Annotated in this window: 25 protein-coding genes; 22 read left to right on the top strand and 3 right to left on the bottom strand. The window is 66.6% G+C overall.

Annotation, left to right across the window (positions count from 1 at the left end; all coding sequences use genetic code 11):
• Positions 1-144: 144 nt before the first annotated feature.
• From ON23_RS18450 to ON23_RS18430, 5 genes are read left to right on the top strand one after another with little or no spacing between them, the layout of a single operon-like run.
• The gene (locus ON23_RS18450; RefSeq protein WP_039779677.1) at positions 145-1,329 is read left to right on the top strand and encodes an acyl-CoA dehydrogenase family protein; all 1,185 of its coding nucleotides are present in this window, start codon (positions 145-147) and stop codon (positions 1,327-1,329) included.
• Between the two features lie 49 nt (positions 1,330-1,378).
• Positions 1,379-2,284, top strand: coding sequence for a VOC family protein (locus tag ON23_RS18445; RefSeq protein ID WP_039779676.1), 906 nt, complete (start codon positions 1,379-1,381; stop codon positions 2,282-2,284).
• A complete protein-coding gene (locus ON23_RS18440; RefSeq protein WP_244969582.1) occupies positions 2,281-4,008 on the top strand; it encodes a 3-ketosteroid-delta-1-dehydrogenase in 1,728 nt (575 codons plus the stop codon). The genes ON23_RS18445 and ON23_RS18440 overlap by 4 nt, the downstream gene beginning before the upstream one ends.
• Before the next feature lie 2 nt (positions 4,009-4,010).
• Entirely contained in the window at positions 4,011-5,147 is a 1,137-nt protein-coding gene (locus ON23_RS18435) for a 3-ketosteroid-9-alpha-monooxygenase, oxygenase component (protein ID WP_039779673.1), read from the top strand.
• A gap of 32 nt (positions 5,148-5,179) precedes the next feature.
• Positions 5,180-5,410, top strand: coding sequence for a hypothetical protein (locus tag ON23_RS18430; protein WP_051042852.1), 231 nt, complete (start codon positions 5,180-5,182; stop codon positions 5,408-5,410).
• Positions 5,411-5,692: 282 nt separating this feature from the next.
• On the opposite strand, the gene ON23_RS18425 is transcribed toward ON23_RS18430, so the two are convergent.
• Positions 5,693-6,466 (bottom strand): IclR family transcriptional regulator, encoded by a 774-nt coding sequence (locus ON23_RS18425; RefSeq protein ID WP_245556004.1) that lies wholly within the window; start codon positions 6,464-6,466, stop codon positions 5,693-5,695.
• Positions 6,467-6,669: 203 nt separating this feature from the next.
• On the opposite strand from ON23_RS18425, the gene ON23_RS18420 reads away from it, so the two are divergent.
• Complete coding sequence (locus ON23_RS18420; protein ID WP_039779670.1) at positions 6,670-7,305, top strand: TetR/AcrR family transcriptional regulator; 636 nt, start codon at positions 6,670-6,672, stop codon at positions 7,303-7,305.
• A gap of 33 nt (positions 7,306-7,338) precedes the next feature.
• On the opposite strand, the gene ON23_RS18415 is transcribed toward ON23_RS18420, so the two are convergent.
• Positions 7,339-8,202, bottom strand: a complete 864-nt coding sequence (locus ON23_RS18415; protein ID WP_039779668.1) for an alpha/beta fold hydrolase — start codon at positions 8,200-8,202, stop codon at positions 7,339-7,341.
• Positions 8,203-8,433: 231 nt separating this feature from the next.
• Between ON23_RS18415 and ON23_RS18410 the strand changes: the two genes are divergently transcribed.
• From ON23_RS18410 to ON23_RS18350, 13 genes are all read left to right on the top strand, one after another.
• Complete coding sequence (locus ON23_RS18410; protein WP_039779667.1) at positions 8,434-9,675, top strand: cytochrome P450; 1,242 nt, start codon at positions 8,434-8,436, stop codon at positions 9,673-9,675.
• A gap of 359 nt (positions 9,676-10,034) precedes the next feature.
• A complete protein-coding gene (locus ON23_RS18405) occupies positions 10,035-10,565 on the top strand; it encodes an aromatic-ring-hydroxylating dioxygenase subunit beta (protein WP_039779695.1) in 531 nt (176 codons plus the stop codon).
• Between the two features lie 54 nt (positions 10,566-10,619).
• A complete protein-coding gene (locus tag ON23_RS18400; protein ID WP_051042845.1) occupies positions 10,620-12,002 on the top strand; it encodes an aromatic ring-hydroxylating oxygenase subunit alpha in 1,383 nt (460 codons plus the stop codon).
• Positions 11,999-12,655: an isochorismatase family protein gene (locus tag ON23_RS18395; RefSeq protein ID WP_223273231.1), complete on the top strand. Its 657-nt coding sequence runs from the start codon at positions 11,999-12,001 to the stop codon at positions 12,653-12,655. Before ON23_RS18400 ends, ON23_RS18395 begins: the two co-directional genes overlap by 4 nt.
• Complete coding sequence (locus tag ON23_RS18390; protein WP_039779665.1) at positions 12,652-13,905, top strand: NADH-ubiquinone oxidoreductase-F iron-sulfur binding region domain-containing protein; 1,254 nt, start codon at positions 12,652-12,654, stop codon at positions 13,903-13,905. Before ON23_RS18395 ends, ON23_RS18390 begins: the two co-directional genes overlap by 4 nt.
• A gap of 2 nt (positions 13,906-13,907) precedes the next feature.
• Positions 13,908-14,099 (top strand): ferredoxin, encoded by a 192-nt coding sequence (locus tag ON23_RS18385; RefSeq protein WP_039779664.1) that lies wholly within the window; start codon positions 13,908-13,910, stop codon positions 14,097-14,099.
• Between the two features lie 56 nt (positions 14,100-14,155).
• Positions 14,156-14,929: an SDR family oxidoreductase gene (locus ON23_RS18380; RefSeq protein WP_039779662.1), complete on the top strand. Its 774-nt coding sequence runs from the start codon at positions 14,156-14,158 to the stop codon at positions 14,927-14,929.
• A gap of 62 nt (positions 14,930-14,991) precedes the next feature.
• Positions 14,992-16,008 carry a 2,5-dihydroxypyridine 5,6-dioxygenase NicX family protein gene (locus ON23_RS18375; protein ID WP_039779661.1) on the top strand — a complete coding sequence of 339 codons (1,017 nt, stop codon included), beginning with the start codon at positions 14,992-14,994 and terminating at the stop codon, positions 16,006-16,008.
• Between the two features lie 5 nt (positions 16,009-16,013).
• Positions 16,014-17,150, top strand: a complete 1,137-nt coding sequence (locus ON23_RS18370) for a DODA-type extradiol aromatic ring-opening family dioxygenase (protein ID WP_039779693.1) — start codon at positions 16,014-16,016, stop codon at positions 17,148-17,150.
• On the top strand, positions 17,147-18,031 hold the full coding sequence (locus ON23_RS18365) for a nitrilase-related carbon-nitrogen hydrolase (protein WP_039779660.1): 885 nt from the start codon (positions 17,147-17,149) through the stop codon (positions 18,029-18,031). Before ON23_RS18370 ends, ON23_RS18365 begins: the two co-directional genes overlap by 4 nt.
• On the top strand, positions 18,028-18,282 hold the full coding sequence (locus ON23_RS18360; protein WP_051042843.1) for a hypothetical protein: 255 nt from the start codon (positions 18,028-18,030) through the stop codon (positions 18,280-18,282). The genes ON23_RS18365 and ON23_RS18360 overlap by 4 nt, the downstream gene beginning before the upstream one ends.
• A 35-nt stretch (positions 18,283-18,317) precedes the next feature.
• Positions 18,318-19,067 (top strand): maleate cis-trans isomerase family protein, encoded by a 750-nt coding sequence (locus ON23_RS18355; protein ID WP_039779659.1) that lies wholly within the window; start codon positions 18,318-18,320, stop codon positions 19,065-19,067.
• A 64-nt stretch (positions 19,068-19,131) separates the two neighbouring features.
• Positions 19,132-21,066: an oxidoreductase gene (locus ON23_RS18350; RefSeq protein ID WP_039779658.1), complete on the top strand. Its 1,935-nt coding sequence runs from the start codon at positions 19,132-19,134 to the stop codon at positions 21,064-21,066.
• Positions 21,067-21,089: 23 nt separating this feature from the next.
• Here the strand turns inward: ON23_RS18350 and ON23_RS36005 are convergent, their stop codons facing one another.
• On the bottom strand, positions 21,090-21,920 hold the full coding sequence (locus ON23_RS36005) for a GntR family transcriptional regulator (RefSeq protein ID WP_051042849.1): 831 nt from the start codon (positions 21,918-21,920) through the stop codon (positions 21,090-21,092).
• Positions 21,921-22,297: 377 nt separating this feature from the next.
• Here ON23_RS36005 and ON23_RS18340 point away from each other — a divergent pair, with 377 nt between their 5' ends.
• The 3 genes from ON23_RS18340 to ON23_RS18330 all read left to right on the top strand — a co-directional run bounded on the left by ON23_RS18340 (position 22,298) and on the right by ON23_RS18330 (position 25,541).
• Positions 22,298-23,758 carry a purine-cytosine permease family protein gene (locus ON23_RS18340; protein WP_174376498.1) on the top strand — a complete coding sequence of 487 codons (1,461 nt, stop codon included), beginning with the start codon at positions 22,298-22,300 and terminating at the stop codon, positions 23,756-23,758.
• 224 nt (positions 23,759-23,982) lie between these two features.
• The gene (locus ON23_RS18335; RefSeq protein ID WP_039779657.1) at positions 23,983-24,783 is read left to right on the top strand and encodes an SDR family NAD(P)-dependent oxidoreductase; all 801 of its coding nucleotides are present in this window, start codon (positions 23,983-23,985) and stop codon (positions 24,781-24,783) included.
• A complete protein-coding gene (locus ON23_RS18330; protein WP_039779656.1) occupies positions 24,780-25,541 on the top strand; it encodes an SDR family NAD(P)-dependent oxidoreductase in 762 nt (253 codons plus the stop codon). The genes ON23_RS18335 and ON23_RS18330 overlap by 4 nt, the downstream gene beginning before the upstream one ends.
• Positions 25,542-25,551: the final 10 nt, after the last annotated feature.

Raw genomic sequence — 25,551 nt, 5'->3', positions numbered from 1 at the left:
GCTCGCCCGCGTGTGTTCCACACGAGTAGTCCGCTACCTCAATCGATCGGCGAGGTCTCCGGCCGGTCCCGTACCGCGATCCCGTGTTCCGATGAGTAGGAGACTCAGGTCACAAATGCGGGCCGAGCGGCCAAGCTGGGCCGTATGTCCAACACAGTGATCGGCAGCATCGACAGCATCGCCGAGGAGATTCGAAACGGGGCCGACGAGGGTGATTCGCTGGGCCGGCTGCCCGACGACATGGCCAAGGGGCTGAAGGACGCCGGCGTCATCCGGATGCTGCAGCGCAAGAAGTACAACGGCTACGAGTCGCATCCGCGCGAGTTCGCCGAGACCGTGATGAAGACCGCGAGCCTCTACGGTTCCGCGGGCTGGGTGGCCGGAATCGTCGGCGTGCATCCGTGGCAGCTCGCCTTCGCCGATCCGAAGGTGCAGGAGGAGGTTCTCGGCGAGGACACCGACACCTGGATGGCCTCGCCGTATATGCCGGGCGGTGTCGCGGTGCGGGCCGACGGCGGATACGTCATGAGCGGGCGCTGGCAGTTCTCGTCCGGCACCGATCACTGTGACTGGATCTTCCTGGGTGCTCTGGTGGGTGATGCGGACGGCAAGCCGGTCATGCCGCCGCAGCCGCTGCATGTGATCCTGCCGCGCTCGGACTACGAGATCGTGGCGGACTCGTGGGATGTGGTCGGGCTGCGCGGCACCGGCAGCAAGGACATCGTGGTGAAGAACGCGTTCATCCCCGAGTACCGGGTGATGGACCAGGGCAAGGTCATCGACGGGAGCGCGGCCGCGGAATACGGCGTCACGGAGACGCTGTACAAGATGCCGTGGTCGACCATGTTCCCGCTGGGTATCACCTCGGCGACGATCGGCATCTGTGAGGGCGTGCTGGCCGCCGGAATCGACTATCAGCGAAATCGGGTGGGGGCCACGGGAACTCTGGTGAAGGACGACCCCTACGTCCTGCACGCACTCGGCGAATCCGCGTCCGAAATAGATGCCGCCCGGCAGCAGTTGCTGGCCAATGTCGACCGCGTCTGGGACCTGGTCGACGCGGGGAAGGAGATCGATTTCGACATGCGGGCCCGCGTGCGCCGGGATCAGATCCGGTCGGCGTGGCGGGCCGTCCGCGCCGCCGACGACATCTTCGACCGCGCCGGCGGCAACGCGCTGCGCATGGACAATGCGCTGCAACGATTCTGGCGCGATGCCCACGCCGGACTGCACCACGCCATCCACGTCTCCAGCACGACCTATCACGCCGCCGCCATGGCTTCGCTGGGTGTGGACGTGCCGGAAGGTCCCCTGCGCGTGATGATCTGACCGAGCCCGACCGGAACGCACATTACTTCACGACTGAAAGCGGTTGTTCATGACCGAAATCAAGGGGCTCGGCTATGTCCGGGTGCTCGCCACCGATATGGATCGCTGGCGCGAATTGGGCTTCGATGTGCTGGGATTCGCACCGGGATTCGGGGACGAGACGGATGCGCTGCATTTCCGCATGGACGAGCGGCCGTCGCGGATCACCGTCGAACGTGCCGATGTCGACCGGGTGAGCGCGGTCGGCTGGGAATTGCGCGACGGGCCGGCGCTGCGCCGGCTGGAGGCGACATTGCGGGACGCCGGATACGAATACACGCCCATGTCACAGGAATTGGCCGACCGCCGCAAGGTCGAGGCCGGTATCTGCATGTCCGATCCCGGTGGCACGCCGCTGGAGTTCTTCCACGGACCGGTGCTCGAGCACAGTCCGGTCGTCACCAGATACGCGCAGCGATTCGTCACCGGCGCACAGGGACTCGGTCACGTGGTGATGCCGACCGCCAACTTCGAGGAGTCCTACGCCTTCTACACCGAAACGCTGGGATTCTTGTCCCGCGGCGCATTCCGGATGCCCTCGCCTCCGGGGACCGGGCCGTTGCGCATCAGGTTCCTCGGTGTGAATCAGCGCCATCACAGTCTGGCGATCATGCCCGCGCTGGAAGGTCGCGACCCCGGGTTGATCCACGTGATGGTCGAGGTCGATTCGCTCGATGCCGTCGGGCAGGCCCTCGATCAGGTGATGGCACGGGATTTCCCGGTGTCCTCGACGCTCGGCCGCCACACCAACGACAAGATGATCTCCTTCTACGTCGGGGTGCCCGGTGGCTGGGATATCGAATACGGGACCGCGGGCGAACCGGTCGACGAGTCCTACTACACCGCCGAGGAGATCACCGCCGACAGCTATTGGGGCCATGAATGGTTGTGGGCCAAGCAGATGAAGCAAGCATGAAAGGCCGATCGGCGATGAATTCCAGCGAGAACCACACAGCCGCACAGGAAGTCGATCTGCTGGTCGTGGGATCGGGCACCGGTCTGGCCGCCGCGCTCACCGCCGCCGAGGCGGGATTGTCGGTCCTGGTCGTGGAGAAGTCGGAATATGTCGGCGGTTCCACGGCCCGGTCCGGCGGGGCGTTCTGGGTGCCCGGCAACTTCCTGCTGCGCGAGCAGCAGCCCGCCGACGATGCCCGCGCCGCCGCGGCGTATGTCGAAGCGGTAGTGGGTGATTCGGCACCGCGTGAACGCGGCGCGGCCTTTCTCGAACACGGGCCCGCCGCCGTCGAGATGCTCGCACGGACCACTCCGATGACTTTCATGTGGGCCGACGGCTACTCCGACTATCACCCCGAACTGCCCGGCGGGTCGGCGGCGGGACGCACCTGCGAGTGCAAGCCGTTCGACGCGTCCCGGCTCGGTGCGCACCGGTCGCGGCTGCGCCCCGGGGTGATGGAGGCCTCCGGGCTGCCGATGCCGGTGACCGGCGCGGATTACAAGTGGCTCAACCTGATCGCGCGCACACCCCGCAAGGCGCTGTGGCGCGGCATGAAGGCGATGGCGATCGGCATGGGCGGACTCGCCCTCGGACGTGAGTACATCGCCGGTGGGCAGGCGCTCGCGGCGGGCCTGTTCGCGGGCGCCATTCGCGCCGGAATTCCGATCTGGACCGACACCTCGCTGGTGCGCCTGCTGGTGGGGGAGGACGGCGCGGTCACCGGAGCAGTCGTCGACCGCGACGGCGTCCGCACCGAGATCACCGCCCGGCGCGGAGTGGTACTGGCCGCCGGTGGATTCGACCACGACACCGAGATGCGCCGAAAGTACCAGTCGGACAGGCTGGTCGAGCATGCGAGCCTCGGCTGCGAAACCAATACCGGCGATGCCATCACGCTGGCGCAGGAGGCCGGTGCGGCGATCGGACTGATGGATCAGGCATGGTGGTTCCCGGCCGTGGCCGCGCTGCCCGGCGGGCAGCCGGCGGTGCTACTGGCCGAGCGTGCGCTGCCCGGTTCGTTCATCGTCGACCAGAGCGGGCGGCGCTTTGTCAACGAGGCCACCGACTACATGTCCTTCGGTCAGCGGGTACTCGAGCGTGAGCGCGCGGGTGATCCGGTGGAGCAGATGTGGCTCGTCTTCGATCAGCGCTACCGCAACAGCTACATCTTCGCCGCGGGCCTGTTCCCCCGGCAGCCGTTGCCCCAGCCCTGGTACGACAACGGCATCGCGGCGACGGCCACCGATCCGGCAAGCCTGGCACGGGCGATGGGTGTCCCCGCGGACGCGTTCGCCGCGACCGTCGACAGCTTCAACGCCGCCGCGGAACTGGGTGTCGATCACGAATTCGAAAGGGGCGCAAGTGCTTACGACCGCTACTACGGGGATCCTACGATCGGCCCGAATCCCAATCTGCGGCCACTGGGCAGCAAGGGAACCTTGTACGCGGTGAAGCTGGTGCTGTCGGACCTCGGCACGTGCGGCGGTGTGCGCGCGGACGGTTCGGCCCGCGTGCTGCGCGAGGACGGCAGCGTCATCCAGGGTCTGTACGCGATCGGCAATACGGCGGCCAATGCCTTCGGCAACACCTATCCGGGTGCGGGCGCGACCATCGGGCAGGGATTGGTCTTCGGCTACATCGCCGCGAAAACCGCTGCGGGACATCTCTCTTTTCAAGGACGGTAGACATGACAACGACGCATGACGAGGTTCGCCGGATCGAGGCCGGGACGGTGCCGACGCGATTCGCGCGCGGCTGGCATTGTCTGGGTCTGATCCGAGATTTCGCCGACGGCCGGCCGCATTCGGTGCAGGCCTTCGGCACCAAACTGGTGGTCTTCCGCGGTGCGGACGGCCGGGTCAACGTCCTCGACGCGTTCTGCCGGCATATGGGCGGAGACCTGTCCGACGGCGAGGTCAAGGGCAACGAGATCGCCTGCCCCTTCCATGATTGGCGCTGGGGCGGCAACGGGCGCTGCAAGCAGATTCCGTACGCCCGGCGGGTGCCGCCACTGGCACGGACCCGGGCGTGGACCACGCTCGAGCAGGACGGCATGTTGTTCGTCTGGAACGATCCGGAGGGCAATCCGCCGCCGGAGGGAGTGACCATCCCGCGGATCGCGGGCGCGGGCCACCCCAACTGGACCGATTGGCATTGGTACACCACGGTCGTCGACACGAATTGCCGGGAAATCATCGACAATGTCGTGGACATGGCGCATTTCTTCTACATCCACGGTTCCCTGCCGACCTTTTTCAAGAATGTTTTCGAGGGTCCGGTGGCGACACAGTACTTCGAAAGTGGCGCCCGCGACGATCTGCCCGGACCGGTGGGGCAGCCGCAGTTGCTCGGTACCTCGTCGGTGGCCTCCTACTATGGGCCGTCGTTCATGATCGACGACCTCGTGTATCACTACGAGCACGGTGACTACAAAACAGTGCTGCTCAACTGCCACTATCCGATCGACGAGAATTCGTTCGTCCTGCAGTACGGCATCATCGTCGAGAAGTCCGACACGCTGCCCGAGGATCAGGCGATGGCGACCGCGGTCGCGCTCGGCGACTGGGTCAAGCTCGGCTTCGAGCAGGACGTCGCGATCTGGAAGAGCAAGGCGCGCATCGACAATCCGCTGCTCTGCGAGGAGGACGGCCCGGTCTATCAGCTGCGCCGCTGGTATCAGCAGTTCTACGTCGACGTCGCCGCTGTCGCCCCCGAAATGGTCGACCGGTTCGAATTCGAACTCGACACGACGCGTCCGCTGGCCGCCTGGCAGGAGGAGGTCCGCGAGAACGTCGCACGCAAAGCCGCGGAGGCGACCTCGTGACGCCGATCGACGAACGTATCCGGGAAGTGCCCATGGCGCCGGTCGAGTGCCGGCAGTGCGGTGCGCGCGTGCTCGCTCGTAAGAGCAGCTGGGCGCAGACGAGCATTCAGTGGGATGCGGAGTCGAGCGCCGCGTGCGTGGAACGTCATGCTGCCGGCGCACTTTCGGACGCGGCGATGCGGCACTGCTCACAGCTGCGTGAATCGATCCGGTCCGCGGCGGAATCCGGGCAATTGCGCGTGCTCGACAGCGCGGCGCGCTGAGCGGAAACACAGACATCGGGCCCCTGCCGTCATCCGACGGCAGGGGCCCGAGCGGTATCTCCTCGGTCGGTTCATCGGACCGGTTCGGTGTGCATCGCCTGTGTGCCCACGACCGTCGGCAGCGCGGCGGACCGCGTCCTGGGCCTGGTGGCCGACGCCTCCGACTGGGGCTCCACGAACACGGCGGTCACCCAGCACGGTGGAGCGCTTCGGGGCGCTCGACGCGGCGCACCGGCGCTCTCGCCCGCGAAAGCACCTGTGTCGCATCGTTACTCGTGACGGTCAGACGCGCACCGGCTGCGGACCCGTCCGTGGCGCCGCCAGCGCCACGCGCCGGATCTCGTTCGCCGCCAGCCGCACCTCCGAGACGACCGCGCTGGTTTTGATCGAGCGCGTCGGACCGCACAGAGACACCGCCACGCGCCCGCGGTCGACGTCGATGTCGAGCGCGGCGGCCACCACCGTCACTCCCAGCGCGCAGCCCTGCGAGTCCACCGCGACCCCGCTGCGATCGCGAACCTTCTTCAACTCGCGTTCCAGTTGCCGGCGAGTTCGCACGCTGTAGCAGGTGGGCGCGCCGGCGAACCGCAGGTCGGGCCACTGATCGGGCTCCATCGCGGCGAGCAGCGCGTGCCCGGCCGCGGTGAGTTCGACGGGCTGGCGGGCGCCGACCGCCCATTGGCGGCCCGGCGCCGGCCAGGCGCCCACCCGGTTCAGATGCAGGATCTCGGCGCCGGAGAGCAGGCTCAGATGTGCGGTCAGGCCCGTGCGCCGGTGCAGTGCGGTCATGACGGCCATCGCCACGTCGTTGACGCTGCGCTGGCGCATCACCTGTGATCCGAGCTCGAACATCCTTATGCCCAAGGCGTATTCGAAGCCGTGACGTTCCACCCAGCCGAGTTCCACGAGTCGCTGCAGGATTCGATGCGCCGACGAGCGCGGGAGATGTGAACGCCGGGCGATATCGGCCAGCGTCATGGGTCGCTGCCCGACGAAGGCCTCCAGCAGGGACGCCACGCGATCGATCATCGCGTTGGGGGTTTGTTCGAGCTGCACCGTTGCCACCTGTTGCCTCCAACCGCCAGACATGTGCAGAATATGACTACCTGTCAGATTCTGACAGGTCTGAGTCTAAGGAGGGTGCAGATGGATGTAAAGCAGATCACATCGATGTGCTCGAACGGATCGACGAATGCGAACCCCTCCAGGCGTTTTCCCGGCCGCGTTACTGTGGACTGCGATCAAGGAGGACAGAGGTCGTGAGCAAGTCGTCCAGGCCGACGCTGACCGAACGCCGCGCGGAGGAGTTGCGCCTGGCCATCGCGAATACCGCGCGCGATATGTTCGTCGCCGACGGTGACACCTCCGCCACCGTGGAGCGCATCTGCGAGACGGTCGGCATCGCGCCGAGGACTTTTCACCGCCACTTCCCGGTGAAGGAAGATGTCATGGGGCCGCTGTTCCGGCGCAGCCAGGCCATCATCATCGACTTCCTGAAGAACGCGCCGGCCGACGCCGACGTCGCCGAAACGCTGGCGCGCGCGTTCACCACCGAGGTGTACAAGCGCCGGACACCCGAGTCCGACCGCAAATTCATGACATTGATGATCCATACGCCGCAGTACCGTCTGCGCTGGCTGGAATGGGGCGAGCAACTCTGCGAGCCGATCACCGAATTCCTCTCGGCGAGAGTCGAACTCGGTGACGATCCGTTCCTGCGCAGACTTCCGGCGGAGCTGATCGTGCACACCAGCCGCCAGGCCTACATCCAGTGGGTCGACGAGGAGGTCGGCGGCGATTTCTCCGAGGTGGAGGCGCTGCAACTGCGCGGCATGAAGATGCTGCTCGTCGGTCTGCGGGCCGTGATGGCACAGCCGTCGGTGCCGGTCCCGTAATCGCATGCGTCGGAACCGGCGCCGATGCGGTGGCTAGCGGGCGAGGAACGCCGAGACGGTCGCCTCCCACGCCTGCTTCTGCTCGATCATCACCCAGTGCCCGCAGTTCGGGAAGATGTGCACCTCGCCGTGCGGCAGGGTCCGCATCGCGATCAGCGACATGTCGACCGGGCTCACCCGGTCGTCGCGCCCCCACGTGATCAGCGTCGGAACGGAGATCCGGCGCAGATTCGCCCAGCCCGGCGTGACATCGGCGGCGCGCGCCGCCTCCGCCATGCGTGCCAGCGCCACGCGCCCGTACATCCGCCGTGAATTCTCCAGGACGCCGGGTTCGGTGGCCTGCTCCCACCGCTGTTCGATCAGCTCCTCGGTCAGCAGGGCCTGGTCGTAGACCATCGAGCGCAGCCAGGCGACCAAACTGTCGCGGGTCGGATTCTCGACGAACTCGCTGAGCCGGATGATCCCCTCGCCCGGCTGCGGACTGAAGATGTTCGTGCCGATGCCGCCGATGGTGACCAGGCGGTCGACTCGTTGCGGCGCGGCGAGCGCGAATTCCGTTGCCACGAAACCGCCCATCGAGTTGCCGATGATCCGGACGGTCTCGAGTCCGAGTCCGTCCAGGAACGCGGTGACCGCCAGCTGCGCCGACATCATCGGATGTGCCGCACCGAAGTCGTCGCTGACCCCGAATCCGGGGAACTCGAGTACGAGCGTGCGGTAGTGCCGGGCGAAGGTCGGCACGTTGCCGCTGAAGTTGCGCCAGCCGGTGACACCGGGCCCGGACCCGTGCAGCATCAGCAGCGGCGGGCCCTCACCGGTGTCGCGGTAGCGCAGCACGCCGTGTTCGGTGGGCAGTTCCAGTAATTCGGGTACCGAGCGGGTATCGACGGAGGTCATATCCCGAGCCTGCCATCGCCGCCAGGCGGCACTACCGACATTTCCCGGTCAGCGGTCGACGATCGGGGTGACGCCGGTACGTTCCCTGATTGAATGGCCCCTGAAACCGGTGGGGCGGTGGGCGAGAGTTCGTGCGGGACCGGGTCCGTAGATCGCGTCCCGAGGCCCGGTGATTGTGCTTGAATACCTCTAGAACCTGTTTCAGTCAGCGATGACGGCCCGGTGGTTGATATGCGTGCGACACGTCCCGATATCCCGGCGAATTTCGATGTCACGGATCCGGATATGTGGGCCCGGCGAGTGCCGGTCGACGAGCTGGCGGAACTGCGTCGGGCGGCTCCGATCTGGTGGAATTCGAAGCCGCCGCACAGCGACGGTTTTCCGGACGACGGATTCTGGGTCGTGACCAAACACGCCGACGTCAAAGAGGTGTCTCGGCGCAGCGATGTGTTCTCCAATGCCGAGAACACCGCGCTGCCGCGGTACGGCGTCGAACTGACCCCTGAGCGGATGGACATGCAGCGGCTCGTCCTGCTCAATCAGGATGCGCCGCAGCACACCAGGATGCGCAAGCTGATCTCGAAGGGATTCACCCCGCGGGCCGTCAACGGGCTGCGCGCGGAGTTGTCCGCTCGCGCCGAGGCCATCGTGGCCGCGGCCGCCGAGGCGGGCGCGGGTGACTTCGTCACGCAGGTGGCATGCGAACTGCCGTTGCAGGCGATCGCGGAATTGATCGGCGTGCCGCAGGAGGACCGGATGAAGATTTTCCGGTGGTCCAACGAGATGATCGGCTACGACGACCCGGAGTATGCGGGCGTGGACCCGCTGGCCGCCTCGACCGAACTCCTGGCCTATGCCTGGCAGATGGCCGAAGACAGAAAGTCGCGGCCCGCCGACGATATCGTCACCGAACTGGTCCACGCCGACGTCGACGGGGAAGCGCTGACCTCGGAGGAATTCGGCTTCTTCGTCATCCTCCTGGCCGTGGCCGGCAACGAGACCACCCGTAACGCGATCACGCACGGAATGATCGCGTTCCTCGAAAACCCCGGCCAGTGGGAGCTTTTCAAATCGCAGCGGCCCACAACCGCCGTCGACGAGATCGTCCGCTGGGCCACGCCGGTGAGTACGTTCCAGCGAACAGCGCTGGAGGACACCGAACTCGGCGGCGTGCGCATCCGGAAGGGGCAGCGGGTACTGATCGTCTACCGATCCGCGAATTTCGACGAAGAGGTCTTCGACGCCCCGTTCACCTTCGACATCACCCGAGACCCCAACCCGCACTTGGCCTTCGGCGGCACCGGCGCGCACTTCTGCATCGGCGCCAACCTGGCCAGACTGGAGATCGATCTGATCTTCAACGCCGTCGCCGACCACCTCCCCGACATCACCAAACTGGGCGATCCGCGGCGGTTACGGTCGGGCTGGTTGAACGGCATCAAGGAATTCCAGGTGCGCTACCGGGGCGAGTGAAGGCCCGTCTCCGGGGACCGGAGTCCGGTGTTGCGGCGGGGTGAAGGTACGCCCTCCGTCCGTAAGTACCCGCTCGGCGGCGACGGGCACCGCGGCTGACGGCGAACGTCGAAAACCGACGCTGCGGCCCGTCGGCGAGCATCGATCACCATGAAAGTCCGCAGTTCGGGCGCGGTGGTGACCACGAACTGCCGGTGGCTCGGTCTGCCTCTGCGGCGGCCGCTGCCGCCGCGCCGTGAATGTTGCGCGCGCGTAACCACTTGAAATTCGACCTTGCGCTGGGGTGCATCCTGCGTCACACTGATCTGCATCCAGAAGTGTATACACTTTGAGGGGATCGAATGACCCAGCAGCAGACGGTGGCGCAACGCCGGCTCGCATCGAACGACCCGCGCTATGCGGAGGTCGTCGATTTCTACTTCTACGAGGCAGAACTGCTCGACGACCTGAACGAGCGGCAGTGGCTGACCGACCTGGTCAGTCGCGACATCCTGTACCAGGTGCCGATTCGCGAAACCGTAGAGCGCGCACGCGGTTTCGGCTTCTCGGACATGTCCTATCACCTGAACGAGAACCTGGGGTCGCTCGAATCGCGAGTCGCGCGCGGTGAGACCGCGTACGCATGGGCCGAGGATCCGCCGTCGCGGGTGCGGCACTTCGTGTCCAACATTCGCGTGCTCGAGCACGACAGCGGCGATGCCGATCTGATCGTCGGGCGCAGCAATACCCTCGTTTACCGCACCCGCCAGGATCAGACCGCTCCCCAGATGCTCTCCGGTGAGCGCCGCGATGTCCTTCGCCGCGAAGGCGGGCGGCTCAGGTTACTGCACCGCGTGGTCCATCTGGACTTGACGGTCATCGGCACCCACAATCTGTCTCTTTTCTTCTGAGCGACCTCGTTCGCCAGATCGTTGTCTCGATTTCAGCCCAGGAGTTACACACCTATGACCGCGATTCGGGAACCCTCACTTTCGCCGCAGGTCCGGACCTTGATGGATCGGATCGAATCGGGCCTGCCCGACGGGCGAATCCCCGCGACCATCTTCGGAAATGCCGAGGTGCATCAAGCGGAGCTGCGCAAGATATTCGGCCGGGCCTGGGTCTATATGGCGCACGAATCCGAGATCGAGGCGAACGGCGATTACGTCGTACGCCGGATCGGGGAGGATTCGTTCGTCGTGACCCGCGACGAGAAGGGCGATATTCACGTCCTCTTCGACGCCTGTAAACATCGCGGCGTCCAGATCTGCCGGGCCGACTCGGGCAACACCTCACACTTCCGCTGCCCGTACCACGGCTGGACCTACTCCTCGGACGGCAGTCTGGTGGGTGCGCCGCTCTGGAAGAACGCGTTCGGCAATATGAGCAAGGCGGACAACGGGCTGGCCAAAGCGGCGCAGGTGGAATCGTTCCACGGCCTGATCTTCGCGACGCTCGACCCTGGTGCACCGCCGTTGCGGGAATATCTGGGCGGCATGGCGTGGTACATGGATCTGCTGTTCGGCCTCGACAAAGACGGTGTCGAGGTGCTGGGCAAGCCGCAGCGTTTCGTCCTCGACGCCAACTGGAAATCCGGCGCCGACAATTTCTCCGGCGACGATTACCACCTCGGCACGTTGCACAAGTCGGTCTATGCGATCGGCGCCTTCCCGGTGCCGTTCAGCGAGAACATGATGGGCTATCACATCCAGGCGTCGCCCGGACATTCGTTGTCCTTCTCGATGGCCGAGGATGCCGATGAACCCGGGCCGAAGTTCTTCGGATTTCCGGAGAGTCTGGCCGAGAATTTCGACACCGCGAACATTTCTGCCCACCAGCTCGAGGTGGCTCGTCGCTCGCGAGTGTTCGTCGGAAACGTCTTCCCCAACTTTTCCATTCTGGCCCTGCCGATGACCGAGGACGGCGCCAGCCATCCGCCGACCGGCGTGCTGACCGTGCGGTGCTGGCAGCCGAAGGGGCCCGGTCAGGTCGAGATGTGGAACTGGTTCCTCGGCTACAAGAACATGACGCCCGAACAGAAGGACCGCGCCTACCGTGCCGGACTCGGCACCTTCTCGCTCGGCGGCGCCTTCGAGATGGACGACACCGAACCGTGGATCACGGTCGGGCGCACCGGCCGTTCGGTCGCGGCGGAGTTGCTGGACTTCGAATTGAACTACGAGATGGGAATGCCGGGTGTCGGCATGGCGCATCCGGTGCAGGACTGGCCCGGGCCCGGAAAGGTCTACTGGACCCGCTACGAAGAGGGCGTACAGCGCAATATGTACGCCTACTACGCGGACCTGATGCGCGCCGAGCCGGGGCAGTGGCCGGAGCACGAGTTTTGAGCCGCGCGGACGCCGTGACGGTGGAGGAGCAGGTCCGGGCTCGGTACCGGAAGGGCGGCCTGCTCGGAACACTCACTCCCGGAACGCACCCCGCGCTGGTCGTGGTCGATCTGCAGTACGGATTCACCGAGGCGCGGTACGGTCCGGGCTTCGATATGGACGCGGTTGTCGCCGCGACCCGGGACCTGGTGGACGCGGCGCACGAGCACGACGTACCGGTCTACTTCACGACCATCGCATTCCCGGCGGACGGCGACGGTACCGCCGGAACCTGGTTGCGCAAGATGCCCGCGATGCGCGGACTGAGAAACGGTGACCGCAGTGTGCGGATCGATCACCGGCTCGGTCGGCGCGGCGATGATCCGCTGGTCGTCAAGCAGGCGGCCTCCGCATTCTCCGGCACCGATCTGGCACGCCGAATGGCCGCCGCCGGCATCGACACGGTGCTCGTCACCGGTGCGACGACCTCCGGCTGTGTCCGCGCCACCGTGGTCGACGCCTGCGCGGCCGACCTGCCCGCCTTCGTCGTCCGTGAGTGCGTGGGCGACCGCGAGGAGGCGCCGCACCGGGCCGCATTGCTGGACATCGACGCCAAATACGGCGACGTGATCCCACTCGCCACCGCACACGCGATCGTCAAGGGGCTGCTATGACCACCGCTATTCGTTCGGCGCTGCACCTTGCGCCGGCCCTCGACATTCCGGCCCGCGTGGCCGGCGATCTGCCGGGCAGGCTGGTCGTGCCCGGCGTCGAGTCTCCCGGCTGGGGGCTCGCCGACGAGCGAGAACTCGGATTTTTCGGGGCCCCGGTCGAATCCGCGGACTTCCTGGCCGAGTTGGCCCGCTCGGGCCTTCGCGGTCGCGGCGGCGCCGGATTTCCCGCCCATCGCAAATGGTCGGCGGTGGCGGCTAGTTCCGACAGTGTGGTCGTCGCCAACGGCCACGAGGGGGAATCCGCGTCGAGTAAGGACGCATGGCTGCTCACCCGCCGGCCGTACCTTGTGCTCGACGGGCTGTTGACGGCCGCGGTCGTCACCGGATCCGCCGAGGCCGTCGTCTACGCCTCCGAACCGGCGGTGCTGGCATCGGTCCGTGCGGCGGTCGCCGAAGTCGTTGCGGCAGGGCTTGTTCCGCCGGGGGTGGTGCTGCGGGTCCACGAGGCGCCCACGGGATATGTGGCGGGCGAGGAGTCGGCGGTCGTGGCCTCTATCAACGGCCGCCCGGCGAAACCGGTCAGCAAGCCCCCTCGCCCGTTCGAGGTGGGGGTGCGGGGTCTGCCGACGCTGGTGAGCAATGTGGAGACCTTCGCGCATGCGGCGTGGATCCGCCGTTACGGTGCCGCCGAATTCGCCGGAGCGGGTACCGCGGCTTCGCGTGGTACAGCGCTGTTCACCGTCACCGGCCGCGTCGCGGCACCCGGCGTCTACGAAATGCCCCTGGGTGCAACGGTTTCGGATCTGGTGGCCGCCGCCGGTGGCGGGGCAGTGCCGATGACGGGGGCGCTGCTCGGCGGCTGGTTCAACGGAATCTCGCTCGGCGACGTCGGTGCGCTGTCCTGCTGCTACGACGCGATGCGCGCGGCGGGTACCGGTCTGGGCTGCGGCGCGATCACGGTACTGGGGCCCGACGACGATCCGGTCGCGCTGGCTGCCGAGCTCGCCGTCTGGTTCCAGAACGAGAGTGCCCTGCAATGCGGTTCGTGCTTCACCGGCACGAAGGCGATCGCGCGGGCGTATCGGCAGATTCTGCGTGGTGAGGATGCCGCTCGGCATATGACGGACCTGACCCGCTGGGGTGCCGACCTCCCCGGCCGCGGTGTGTGCGGCCTCATCGACGGCGCGGCGGCGCTGGCTCGAAGCGGCGTGGAAGAGCTCGCGCGCCGCGATGCACGGAAGGAGCGGTGAGTATGCGGGTGATCGTGGACAACACCAAATGTGATGGGTACGGGACGTGTTTCGACATGTGCCCCAGTGTCTTTCGCTCCGACGACTGGGGATATGCCGCAGCCGTCGGCGACGGCAGCGTCGCGGAATCCGACGAAACCCTGGTGCGGCGGGTGATTTCGCTGTGCGCGGAGCACGCGATCCGCGAGATCTGAATCCGGCACCTGGTCGTGCGCGGCGGCACGACGATCGATCAGCTGAAGGAGAAATTGTGTATCTGGGTCTGGAAAACGGCGTGGCGCTGGTAACGGCCGCCTCCCGCGGCATCGGCCGGGCAACGGCCGAACGGCTGGCCGCCGAAGGGATGACGGTGATCGCGGCCGCCCGCAGCGCCGGCGGCGAACCCGAAACCGTCGGGAGCGGGTCCATCGTGCCGTTCGCCCATGATCTGGGTGATGCTGCGGCCACCGCCGCGCTCGTCGACACCGTGGTGTCCGCCTACGGTGCGGTGGATGTCGTGGTGCTCAACACCCCGGGGCCACGGATCGTGCCGGCGCTGGAGGCCGCCTGGGACGATTGGACCGCGGCCCACGACACCTTGCTGCGTCCGGTGGTGCAACTCGCCACCGCGGCCGGCCGCGTGATGCGCGACAAGGGCGCCGGCGCGATCATTCTGCTGTCCTCGACTTGGGTGCGCCAGCCCGCCGCGGGCGGGGTGCTGTCCGCCGCGTACCGGTCGGCCGCCTCGGCGTTCGTCAAGAACCTCGCGAGCGAACTGGCTCCGGCGGGAGTGCGGGTGAACCAGATCATGCCCGGCGCCACCGGAACCGACCGGATGCAGGGAATCGTCGAAATGAAGTCCGACCGTAACGGCACCACCGTGGAGGAGGAGATCGCGCGCGTCGTCGCCGATATTCCGGCCGGCCGGTGGGCGGAGGCGAGCGAGATCGCCGATGCGGTCGCATTCCTCGCGTCGGCGCGCGCGTCGTTCATCACCGGCACCTCGCTGTCGGTCGACGGCGGCGCCGTGCGCGCCGCGCACTGAATCGTCGGCCATATGAAAAGCCCTGCCGGAAAAGACATTTCGTAACCGAGAAGGAAGTAGTCATGCCGAAAACCCTGACCGAGAACTTCGTCGAACAGTTCCGGCTGTGCAAGGTGAACGCCGGTGAGACCGTGGCGGTGATCGCCGAACTCGGCCAGAAGACCGAGTACGTCGAATCCGCCGTGGCGGCGGCGCGACAGCTGGGCGCCGGGGTGCTGGTGCTGCATGCCTCCAGCCTGTCCAACCCGATGCTGCCGCCTTACCGGCCCGACGGCCGCGAGGTCGCGCCGCTGCTGGCCGCGGCGGGGGAGTGCGATTTCGTCGTCGACGTCACCGTCGGTGGGTTGATCCATTCCGATGTGCGCACCCGGATCACCGGGAACGGCAAGCGGATGCTGTTCGTGGCCGAGCCGAACGACGTGCTAGAACGCCTGATGGGCGATGAGAACCTGCGCAGGACCGTCGAGGCGGGTGGCCGGAAGCTGCGTGCCGGGTCGACCCTGCATGTGACCAGCGCCGCCGGCACCGATCTGACTGCCGACATCTCCGGGACCGACCTGCCCATCACCCACCAGTGGGGATATGTGGACGAGCCGGGCCGCTGGGATCACTGGCCCTCGGGTTTCGTCGCCTGCTTCCCCAACGACCGCACCGCCGAGGGACGCATCGTATTGCAGCCCGGCGATGCGCTGATCCCCTGGCAGCGCTACGTCCAGGACACGGTCACCATCGAGGTCGAGAAGGGCTACATCAAGAAGATCTCCGGTGCGGGCACCGACGCGCACGTCCTCACCGACTACTTCGAAGCCTGGGGCGACGACGAGGTGTGGGCCACCAGCCACATGGGCTGGGGTGTGCTGCCGCACGCGCGGTGGTCGGCGTTCGACGTCTACGACCCGCGCTCCCTCTACGGTCAGGAATTGCGCTCCACCGCAGGCAATTTCATGTGGTCGACCGGATCCAACCGGTTCGCCGACCGCGAGACTCCCGCCCACCTGGACGTGCCGATGCGCGGCTGCACCGTCGAGATCGACGGTGTGGCAGTGGTCCGCGACGGCGCCCTCGTCGAACAGGAGTGAGCACCGTGGACAAGAACGCGATCGAACGGGCCGTCCTGGCGATGGCCCGCGACAACGAACTGCTGGAGCAGGTGAAGGCACAGCCCTCGCGGGCGCCGGAACTGCTGGGCATCGACCGGGAATGGGCCGAAATCATCCTGGCCGGAAACCGAGATCGGTTGCGCGCCATCGGGCTCAACGACGGCCTGACCATCCTGGTGAGCCGCTGGTTCAACGACGATCTGGGCGATGCTGCCAGCAAGGGCGGATTCATCGTCGACGACACCCTGCCACGCGCCGATCCTGATGTTCCCGACGGTGTGGTCTTCGCCGGCGGCTGCTCCCACGTGCCGGATCTGCTGGCGCGTCCGGAGATCGATCCCGACGATGCGGTGGCGCGGTTGCTGGACGGCTACGAACGTCTGCGTCGCGATCTGGTCGCCGCCGACCCCGACGTCGTGCTGGTGACGGCCGATTGCCACTTCCAGAGTTTCGAGACCGGCCACAACGTGATCGGCACCGGCTCGGGTCACACCGGCTCGATGGAGTTCTTCAAGCGCGGTGATCTGGATCTGAACCTCACCGGAATGCCTGATTTCGCAAGTGAATTGGCCGGCGCCGTGCGCGCAGCGGGCCTGGAGGTCGAAGAGGCCGAGCGCGTCGACCTCGACCACGGGCTGATCGTGCCGCTGCGGCTGGTGCTGCCGCGCCCGGATCTGCCGGTGATCCCGATCATCACCCAGCCGCACCGCAGCTTCTCCCCGTTCAACGCGCGCCGCTTCGGTGAGGCGCTGCGGGATGTGGTGACGCGCTCGGGCCTGAAGGTGGCGTTCCTGGCCACCGGCGGCCTGTCGCACTGGCTGGATCCCGGGCACTTCGGCGGCGTGGACGTCGAATTCGACACCTACATCCTGAAGCTGCTGGAGACCGGGCGCGGTCTGGACCTGTGCTCGCTGGAGCCCTACCCGCTGCTCGAACACGGCCAGTACGAGATCCAGAACTGGATGATCATGCTCGGTCTGATCGGGCCCGGCGTGCACGGCACCGTGTACACCTACGAGCCGATGCAGGCCTCCGGTGGCGGCTGGACCGTGGTGAACATGGATCTTGCCCGCGCGCGGACCGAGACTACGGCGGCAGTCGCGGCGGGGCAGGCGTCATGACCGCGCGGACGCTGAAGGTGGGCCTGACCCAGTGGCACGCGACCACCGATATGGCCGCCAACCTGGCGACTGCCCTGCGGCTGATCGAACGGGCCGCGGCCGCCGGTGCACAACTGGTGACGCTGCCGGAGAACGGCCTGATGCTGGGAACCAACGTGCAGATGCGCGAGGCGGCCCTGCACGAGGACTCCGACGAAGTTCGGCGGTTGCGCCGGGCCGCCGCCACCCACGGGGTGGCGGTGGTGCTGGGCGGAATGAAGAACCGCACCGCCGAGGCGACCTACAACTCGGCGCTGGTGATCGACGCGGCCGGTGCGCTGGTCGGACGCTACGACAAGATGCACTTGTTCGATGCCCGGATCGGTGGCCGATCGTTCGAGGCATCGACGGTGGAACGGCCGGGGGCCGGGCCGGTCCTGCTGGAGTTCGACGGCATCCGGATCGGCCTGACCATCTGCTACGACGTGCGCTTCCCCGAACTGTCGCGGGCACTGGCCGTAGCCGGCGCGGAGGTGCTGCTGGTGCCGGCGGCGTTCGTGCAGTCGACCGGTGCCGCGCACTGGCACACCCTGCTGCGCGCGCGGGCGATCGAGAATCTGGCCTATGTGGTCGCGCCGGCGACCGTGCATTCGCCGGACCCCGAGTTCGCGGACGCGTTCGCCACCTTCGGGCATGCGCTCGTGGTGTCGCCATGGGGCGAGGTCCTCGCGGATCTGGGGGAGGATCCGGAGGCGGTGCGGGTGGTCGAACTCGATCTCGAAGCCGTCACCCGGGCCCGCGCCGGCCTGCCCGTACTCGCCGGTCGCCGCGGCGCCGGCGAGTACGACGCCGCTCCACGCGTCCTGCCTCTCGCGGGCCGCGGCGCGGAGGTGGCGCGATGAGCGAGCCGGATGCCCGCGATCTGCCGACCGGAGTGGTCCGGGCCGGCGAATGGTCCGGAGTCGGTAACGAATTCACCGGTGTCCGATTCCGGAAGGTGTGGACCCGCAACGGCGAACGCCTCGAGATCCACGTCCCGCGTACCGGCGCGCACATCCTGCTCGATGCCATGGCCCTCGAGGTCGTCGCCGGGCAGGCACCCGAGTTCTTCACCCGGCTGATCGCCGAGGGACTGGGCTCGGCCGACGAATGACCCTTTCACCACTCGATGACGAAGGTAGCCAGTCGATGACGACGAAACGAGTGGGCATGATCGTGCCCAGCTCCAACACCACCATGGAAACGGAGATTCCGGCCATGCTGCGGGCGCGCGCCGAGGTGCGGCCCGAGGAACAGTTCACCTTCCATTCCTCGCGCATGCGCATGCAGCACGTGACGCCGGAGCAGTTGACGCAGATGGACTGCGATTCGCTGCGCTGCGCCGCCGAACTCGCCGACGCCCGCGTCGACGCGATGGCCTACGCCTGCCTGGTGGCGATCATGGCGCAGAGCCGCGGCTACCACACGGTCTCGGAGTCCAAACTGGCGCAGATCGCGAAAGAGGAAAGCGGCGAAGCCATTCCGGTGCTGTCCTCCGCGGGGGCGCTGACCGAGGCGCTGGCACATCTGACGGTGCGCAAGATCGCCGTCGTCACGCCGTACATGAAGCCGCTCACCGCGACGGTGTGCGACTACATCGAGCACGAGGGCTTCGAGGTGGTGGATTCGCTGAGTCTCGAGGTCGCCGACAATCTGGCCGTCGGTCGCCTCGATCCGCGCAATCTGCTCGAACACGCCCGCACTGTCGACACCTCCGACGCGGAAGCCCTGGTCATCAGCGCCTGTGTGCAGATGCCGTCGCTGCCGATCCTCGACGAGCTGCAGCGGCAGTTCGACATCCCGGTGCTGTCGGCCGCCGCGGCGACCACGTGGCGCTTGCTGCGCAGCCTCGACCTCGATCCGATCGTCCCGCGCGCGGGGGCGCTGCTCGCCCCGTAGATCTCGAATTCCCCGAGCTTCCGTCTCTCGAATTCCTTCGGCCCCTTCACGAATCGAGATTCCCATGAGCTTCGATGCTCTTTTCCGGCCCGGCCGCATCGGCCCGGTCGAGCTACGCAATCGCGTAGTGAAATCACCGAACAGCAGCGCTACCGCCAATATGGACGGCACGATCAGCCAACGCATGGTCGACCACTACCGCCGTCTCGGTGAGGGTGGTGTCGGGCTGATCATGACCGAATACACCTACGTCGACGACGATGCCAGCAAAGCGATCCATAACCAACCCGGTATGAGCCGGCACGAGCACATCGCCGGATGGGGTTGGCTCGTCGACGAGGTGCATGCCACCGGCGCCAAGATCGGCCTGCAATTGGCCCACGGCGGGCGCCAGAAATTTCTCGGCACGGCACCGATCAAATCGGCTACCGACAGTTCCTGGGACTACGTCGAGGCGGTGGCCGGAGTCGTTCCGCAGCCGGTGACGGTCGCCGAGATCGACGATATCGTCACGGCGTTCGCGCAGGCGGCACTGCGAGCCTGGAAGGCACGCTTCGATCTGGTCGAGGTGCATGCCGGACACGGGTATCTGATCACGAATTTTCTTTCTCCGCATACCAATTCACGTACCGACGACTACGGCGGCAGTTTCGCCAATCGTTCCCGGATCCTGATCCGGATCATCGACGCCATCCGCGCCGCGGTGCCGCGCGACTTTCCACTGAGTGTGCGCGTCTCGGTCACCGACTACGAATCCGACGGTATTCCGATCGAGGAGACCGTGGAGCTGTGCCGGCTGCTGGAGGCGCACGGCGTAGATGTCATCCATGCCTCCGGTGGGCACCACGCCACGATGGAATGGGAGGTCAGTCCCTGGTTCAATACTCGCGCACCGCACCGCTGGGGCTGGGAGAAATTCCGGCCCGAGCTGTCGATCCCGGTGATCGGTTCGGGTTCGCTGGTCTCCCCGGAGGTCGCGAACGACGTCATCGCCTCCGGCTCCGCGGATTTCGTGTCACTGGGCCGCGCGATGCTCGCCGACCCCGACTGGACGCGCAAGGCGCAGGCGGGCCGGACGCTCGAGATCGTGCCCTGCATCCGCTGCAACGACGGCTGCCTGCATCGCGGCGTCGACAAGGGGCGTTCGGTCGGCTGCACCGTGAACCCGTCGGTGACCGAGGAGGGCCGGTTCCCGATCACCGTGTCCGGCACCAGGAAATCGGTCGCCGTCGTGGGCGGAGGACCGGCCGGCCTGCGCAGTGCGGCGGTGCTGAGCGACCGCGGGCACGAGGTGCGGCTGTTCGAACCCGATGAGCTCGGCGGCTTGCTCACCCATGCGCTGGGGTCCACGGTCAAACAGGACATCGCGGCCTTGGTGACTCATCTCGTGCACGAGGTCCGGCGCCGCGACATCGCGGTGGTTCCGGCCCGTGCCACAGCCGCGGAACTCGTCGCCGGTGGCGTGGACGCGGTGGTCGTCGCCACCGGAGCACCGTTGCGTGAACCGGACTTTCCGATCGCCGCCGAGGTGTCGCACGTGCCGGCGGCGTACGTGCGCGCGCAGACGCCGCTGCACGGACGGGTGGTGGTGATCGGCGGTGGGTTGCAGGGGTGTGAGACCGCGCTGCGGATCGCGGAGATGAGCGATACCGAGGTCACCGTTGTGGAGCAACAGGATTCACTGCTCACCGGGGACGAGGTGATCTACGACGTGCTGAAACTGCCGCAGTTCCTGGAACGAGCCGGAGTGCGGATCCGCACCGGGGCGCAGGTGAGCGAAGTGCGGGCGGACGGCGTCGCGATACGCGCCGCCGACGGTGACGAATTACTGCCTGCCGACACGGTGGTCACGGCACTGGGACGGGTCCCGGCGTCGAACGAGCTCGCCGACGAATTACGCAGTGCCGGAGTGGATGTGCACGTGATCGGGTCGGCGTTGCGTCCGGGCCGGGTCTACGACGCGATCCACTCCGCGTTCTTCACCGCACGTGCCATCTGAGTGGTTCGCGCTGGGGCCGGACGTCAGGCGGACGGCTCCGGCGGCGCCATCAGGATCAGGTTGGAGGTGGTGAAATCCGGCAGCACCGGGTCGGAATCGACCCAGTAGATCCGCGCGGGACGTTCGACACGGCCGTGATCGTCGTGCTCGATCACGATGTCGCGGCCGCGCATCGCCAGGAGCAGCGAATCGAAACGGTGATCGGGATCGGCATCGAGTACCAGCCCCAGTGCCGCGTCGATCAGGTGGAATTCCATTATCCGGCGAGCCGAGGCCGCATTGCGATTGCTGATGGCATCGAGAAAGAACTGGTCACTGTCGATGAAGTCGTCCGGGGTGCGGGCATGCGAAAGGTAGACGCTCTGATGCCGGTAGATCATGTTGTGCAGCTGCCGGGTGAGGTCGGCGAAATTCGACGGGTACCGGTCCAGCACGACGTCGTGGAACAGCTGATGGGCATCCTGGAAGCGACGGCTGTGCGCACGATGAGTGCGCATGTCCGCCAGATGGTTTCGCATCTGCTCGATATCGTCGTCGGTCAGCAGCTCGACGATCGCGCCCACGGTCGGTGGCTCGAGCAGCAGCCGCAGCGCATAACTCTGCTCGGTCTCGGAGTTCACCAGGGGGGCCACGTGCATGCCGCGGTTGGCGTGGGCCACGACGAGGCCGTCGGCTTCCAGTCGCTGCAGTGCCTCGCGCAGGGGAGTGCGGCTCACCTCGAGTTCGGTGGCCAACTGCTCCTGAGACATCCGCCATCCCGGCGCGTATGCACCGGTGATGATGCGATCCCGCAGTGTTCGGTACAGCGCATCCACGGTGGTGCCGGTGCGGATCTGTCGGGCAGAGGTGGTCATCAGCATCATCCTAAAGGTCACCAGCAGGGACGGACTCCTGGTAGAAGTGTATCCAATTATGTGTTCAGTTCACCGATGTGGTGGCACGCCGCGCCAAACCGGCGATGTCACCTCGCCATCGGCTCCAAGTTTCGGTCGGCGTCGCACCCGCACGTGGTACCAGAGCAGATCGAGCGGACCGATCGGCGGCCGGCCGGGGCCGACAAGGCGATCATCACAGCCTCGCATCCCCGAGCGGGTGGCCCCGCCTGTGCGTCAGCCGCTCCGCGATCCACACGCCACATGTCGCGAAACCTGCAACCCCCGGCAGAAATATACCGATAGCCCAAAACCCTCCGCATCGAAATCTCAATCGCTATTCTTCACTGTATACAGTTGTGAACACAGTTTCGGGTTTTACTATCCGTACCCGGACTTCAGAAAATTCTGGAGGCGTTATGCCGGCCCTGCACGCGCAGCATTCCGTTGCCGATAAAGAATATGGCGCGCACCCGGTGCCTCCCAACGCCCGACTCGGCCGCTGGCAAGTCACCATGTCGTACTGGTCCCTGCTCTCGGCGATGGTCTGGCTGTTCTACGGCGCCCTCGCCGCCAGTTTGTACGGAACCCGCGACGCGATGATTGCCATTGCGCTGTCAACCGTGGTGTTCGCGCTGGCGAATATCATGATGACACGACTGGGAATTCGCCACGGCGTCAATTCGACGCTATTGACGAAATCCCTGTTCGGACGGTGGGGATCTTTGTTCACCGCCCTGCTCGTTGCGGCCACCGTGCTCTACTACGCGATATTCGAGTCGAGCACCCTGGCGGTCGCCTTCCAGAGCTACGTCAAGCACGGTGACATCCGGCTGTGGTATGCCGTGATCGTCGTCGTGATGCTGCCGCTCATGCTGGGCAGCGTCCAGTCGTGGATGGCCAAGCTCAACGGTGTCCTGCTGCCGTTCTACCTCGTCGGTCTCGTCTCCATCCTGATCGCGGCGGGCGTGAAGTTCGGCCACGGCTCGCACTGGCTCAGCTTCTCCGGAGTCGTTCCCCCCGAAGGTCGTTCGTTTCCCGGCTGGATCCTCTGCTTCGTGCTCTACATGGGCATCTACATCACCATGCCGACGACGATCGACTTTGCGCGATTCGCCCGGCGCGAGGACGAGAGGTTCCACGAGGTCGTCACCTTCGGATGGGTGTTCTACCTGCTGCTGTTCATCCTCAACGGCTTCGCCGGCATCTATCTGGTGCAGCTGGTGCTGCCCACCGAGCCGGCCTCGGAAACCGGTGTGGTGCAGGCTATTCTGGCCAGCCTGGGATGGATCGGCCTGCTGTTCATCGTCATCTCGCAGACGCGGGTGAACACCCTGAACTACTACCAGTCGAGCACGAATTTCGAGCGGATCCTCAGCACGGTCACCTCGGTCCGTCTGCCTCGCTTCGTCTGGGTGACCGCCGTCGCCGTCGTCGTGTTTCTCATGATGCTCACCGACGTCTTCAGTTATCTGCAGACCGCGCTGAACTGGCAGGGCGTGCTCGTCATCGGATGGGTCGGTGTGGTTCTGACGCATTTCGCGGTCAGCAGGCGAGACCGGCGGTTCGGCCCGGTTGTCGACGAGAGCATGCCGCGCATCGGCTGGGGCCTGATCGCCTGGATCGTGCCCTCGATCGTCGGCATCCTGCTGCTGGAAGTGTCATCGGTGCCGGCGACCGCCAGGCAGTCGGCACAGTTGATCGTCCTTGTTCTCTCGGTAGCGCTCTACACGGTGACCTATCTGCTGACCCGCCGGGCCGATGACGCGGGCCCTGCCGCGCGGGTCGACGGCGCCGAAGTGCCCTCGGCCGTCCACTGAATCATCAGCGGCCTCCCCGTCGCTTCCACGGAACCATTTCCGACAGAACAGAAGTTACTGGTGAATTTCGAAGTGCTGTTCGCGCCCGGTCGTATCGGGTCGGCGAAGACACCGGGCCGAGCATTCGACGCGATCCACACGGCGGTCTTCACCTCACGGCTGATGTGAGGGCAGCCGGTGAACCGGGCGACGATCACGAAAACACAAGGATAGAAGGAGAAATCATGGGTGCACTGGATGGCCAGGTCGTAGTGTTCACCGGCGCCGGCGCCGGCATCGGCCGCTCGGTGGTCACGCGGTATGTCGCCGAGGGCGCACGGGTCCTCGCCGTCGACATCTCCGACAGGGTCGAGGACCTCCCAGGCGAGCTGGGCACGGCCGTCGTTCCGATGGTCGCCGATGTGGCTACGTGGGAAGGCAACCTCGGCGCGGCACAGGCGGCGTTGGACCGATTCGGCAGGATCGACGTCTTCGTCGGCAATGCCGGAATCACCGACAACGCCCAGCCGCTCGAGGACATCCGGGGTGCCGACCTGCCCGCAGCGTTCGGCGAGCTGTTCGGGGTCAACGTGCTCGCTCCGATGCTCGGTGTCCGCGCCTGCCTCGAATCGCTCATCGAAACGCGCGGCAGCGTGATCCTGACCGGATCATTCGCGAGTACGAACGCGGCCGGGGGAGGCTCCCTCTACACCGCTTCGAAACATGCCGTGCACGGGCTGATCCGCCAGCTCGCGTACGAGCTCGCGCCGGACGTCCGCGTGAACGGGGTGGCGCCCGGCGTCGCCCCGACCCGGCTGCGCGCCACCGCCTCGCTCGGCCAGGTCGCGACCGATTCGGTCCTCGACGGCACCGAGCGGGCGCTGCCCACCCAGGAGATCGCGCCCATCTCCGCCTACGACGGCGTGTTCACGATGCTCGCGTCGCGCACCGAATCGGTCGCCATGACAGGCACGCTCGTCACCGTCGACAGCGGACTGTCGATCCGCGGCATCGCCAAGCCGGGCGGCCGGGTGAATCGCGCATGAGCAGGACGGATCTCACCGGCAGGACCGCCATCGTCACGGGCTCACGACGGGGCATCGGCGCGGCGATCGTGCGAGAGCTGTTGGATCACGGTGCCACCGTCGTCGTGTGCGGGCGGGGTGAAGCCGGCGTCGCGGACCTGGTTCAGACGCTCGACACCACAGCGCCGGGACGGGTGCGCGGGTGCGCGGCCGACCTGACCACCGCACCCGGGCGTGAGCACCTGCTCGAGACCGCGGCCACAGTGGACATCCTGGTCAACAACGCCGGAGGATTCACCCGGGTGATGGACACCCTCGGCTCGACGCTCGACGAGTGGAACGACCAGCTCGCCGTCAACCTGACTGTGCCGTTCCTGCTGTGCCAGGCGGCGCTTCCGGCGATGATCGAGCAGGGCTGGGGACGCATCGTCAACGTCGGGTCGATCGTGGCGTCCGCCCCGCAGCTCGGCAACGCCATCGGGTATGTGGCGGCGAAAGCGGGGCTGGTCGGCTTCACCAGCCAGCTCGCCGCCGAGGTAGCGCACGCCGGGGTGACCGCCAACGTCGTCAACCCGGGCACGATCGGCACCGAACATCTGCGGGACTACCTGGCCGCGTCCGACCAGATGACCGAGGAGTCGCTGGCCGGCCGCATTCCGGTCGGCAGGCTCGGCCGCCCGGCCGAGATCGCCGGCGTCATCCCCTATCTCGTGTCCGACGCGGGTGCGTTCATCACCGGGGCGGTCCTCGACATCAATGGTGGCGCGATTCACGCCTGACCACATTTCC

Source organism: Nocardia cerradoensis NBRC 101014, from assembly GCF_000308535.1.
Taxonomy (GTDB): Bacteria; Actinomycetota; Actinomycetes; order Mycobacteriales; family Mycobacteriaceae; genus Nocardia; species Nocardia cerradoensis.
Note: the sequence above shows the minus strand (reverse complement) of the source record. Positions and strands in the feature narration are given on the sequence as shown.

What these genes read in the sequence shown, in the direction of transcription:
- ON23_RS18450 (WP_039779677.1), top strand. Translation starts at nt 145, where the DNA reads ATGTCCAACACAGTGATCGGCAGCATCGACAGCATCGCCGAGGAGATT.
- ON23_RS18445 (WP_039779676.1), top strand. Translation starts at nt 1,379, where the DNA reads ATGACCGAAATCAAGGGGCTCGGCTATGTCCGGGTGCTCGCCACCGAT.
- ON23_RS18440 (WP_244969582.1), top strand. Translation starts at nt 2,281, where the DNA reads ATGAAAGGCCGATCGGCGATGAATTCCAGCGAGAACCACACAGCCGCA.
- ON23_RS18435 (WP_039779673.1), top strand. Translation starts at nt 4,011, where the DNA reads ATGACAACGACGCATGACGAGGTTCGCCGGATCGAGGCCGGGACGGTG.
- ON23_RS18430 (WP_051042852.1), top strand. Translation starts at nt 5,180, where the DNA reads ATGGCGCCGGTCGAGTGCCGGCAGTGCGGTGCGCGCGTGCTCGCTCGT.
- ON23_RS18415 (WP_039779668.1), bottom strand. Translation starts at nt 8,202, where the DNA reads ATGACCTCCGTCGATACCCGCTCGGTACCCGAATTACTGGAACTGCCC.
- ON23_RS18410 (WP_039779667.1), top strand. Translation starts at nt 8,434, where the DNA reads ATGCGTGCGACACGTCCCGATATCCCGGCGAATTTCGATGTCACGGAT.
- ON23_RS18400 (WP_051042845.1), top strand. Translation starts at nt 10,620, where the DNA reads ATGACCGCGATTCGGGAACCCTCACTTTCGCCGCAGGTCCGGACCTTG.
- ON23_RS18390 (WP_039779665.1), top strand. Translation starts at nt 12,652, where the DNA reads ATGACCACCGCTATTCGTTCGGCGCTGCACCTTGCGCCGGCCCTCGAC.
- ON23_RS18385 (WP_039779664.1), top strand. Translation starts at nt 13,908, where the DNA reads ATGCGGGTGATCGTGGACAACACCAAATGTGATGGGTACGGGACGTGT.
- ON23_RS18375 (WP_039779661.1), top strand. Translation starts at nt 14,992, where the DNA reads ATGCCGAAAACCCTGACCGAGAACTTCGTCGAACAGTTCCGGCTGTGC.
- ON23_RS18365 (WP_039779660.1), top strand. Translation starts at nt 17,147, where the DNA reads ATGACCGCGCGGACGCTGAAGGTGGGCCTGACCCAGTGGCACGCGACC.
- ON23_RS18360 (WP_051042843.1), top strand. Translation starts at nt 18,028, where the DNA reads ATGAGCGAGCCGGATGCCCGCGATCTGCCGACCGGAGTGGTCCGGGCC.
- ON23_RS18355 (WP_039779659.1), top strand. Translation starts at nt 18,318, where the DNA reads ATGACGACGAAACGAGTGGGCATGATCGTGCCCAGCTCCAACACCACC.
- ON23_RS18350 (WP_039779658.1), top strand. Translation starts at nt 19,132, where the DNA reads ATGAGCTTCGATGCTCTTTTCCGGCCCGGCCGCATCGGCCCGGTCGAG.
- ON23_RS36005 (WP_051042849.1), bottom strand. Translation starts at nt 21,920, where the DNA reads ATGACCACCTCTGCCCGACAGATCCGCACCGGCACCACCGTGGATGCG.
- ON23_RS18335 (WP_039779657.1), top strand. Translation starts at nt 23,983, where the DNA reads ATGGGTGCACTGGATGGCCAGGTCGTAGTGTTCACCGGCGCCGGCGCC.
- ON23_RS18330 (WP_039779656.1), top strand. Translation starts at nt 24,780, where the DNA reads ATGAGCAGGACGGATCTCACCGGCAGGACCGCCATCGTCACGGGCTCA.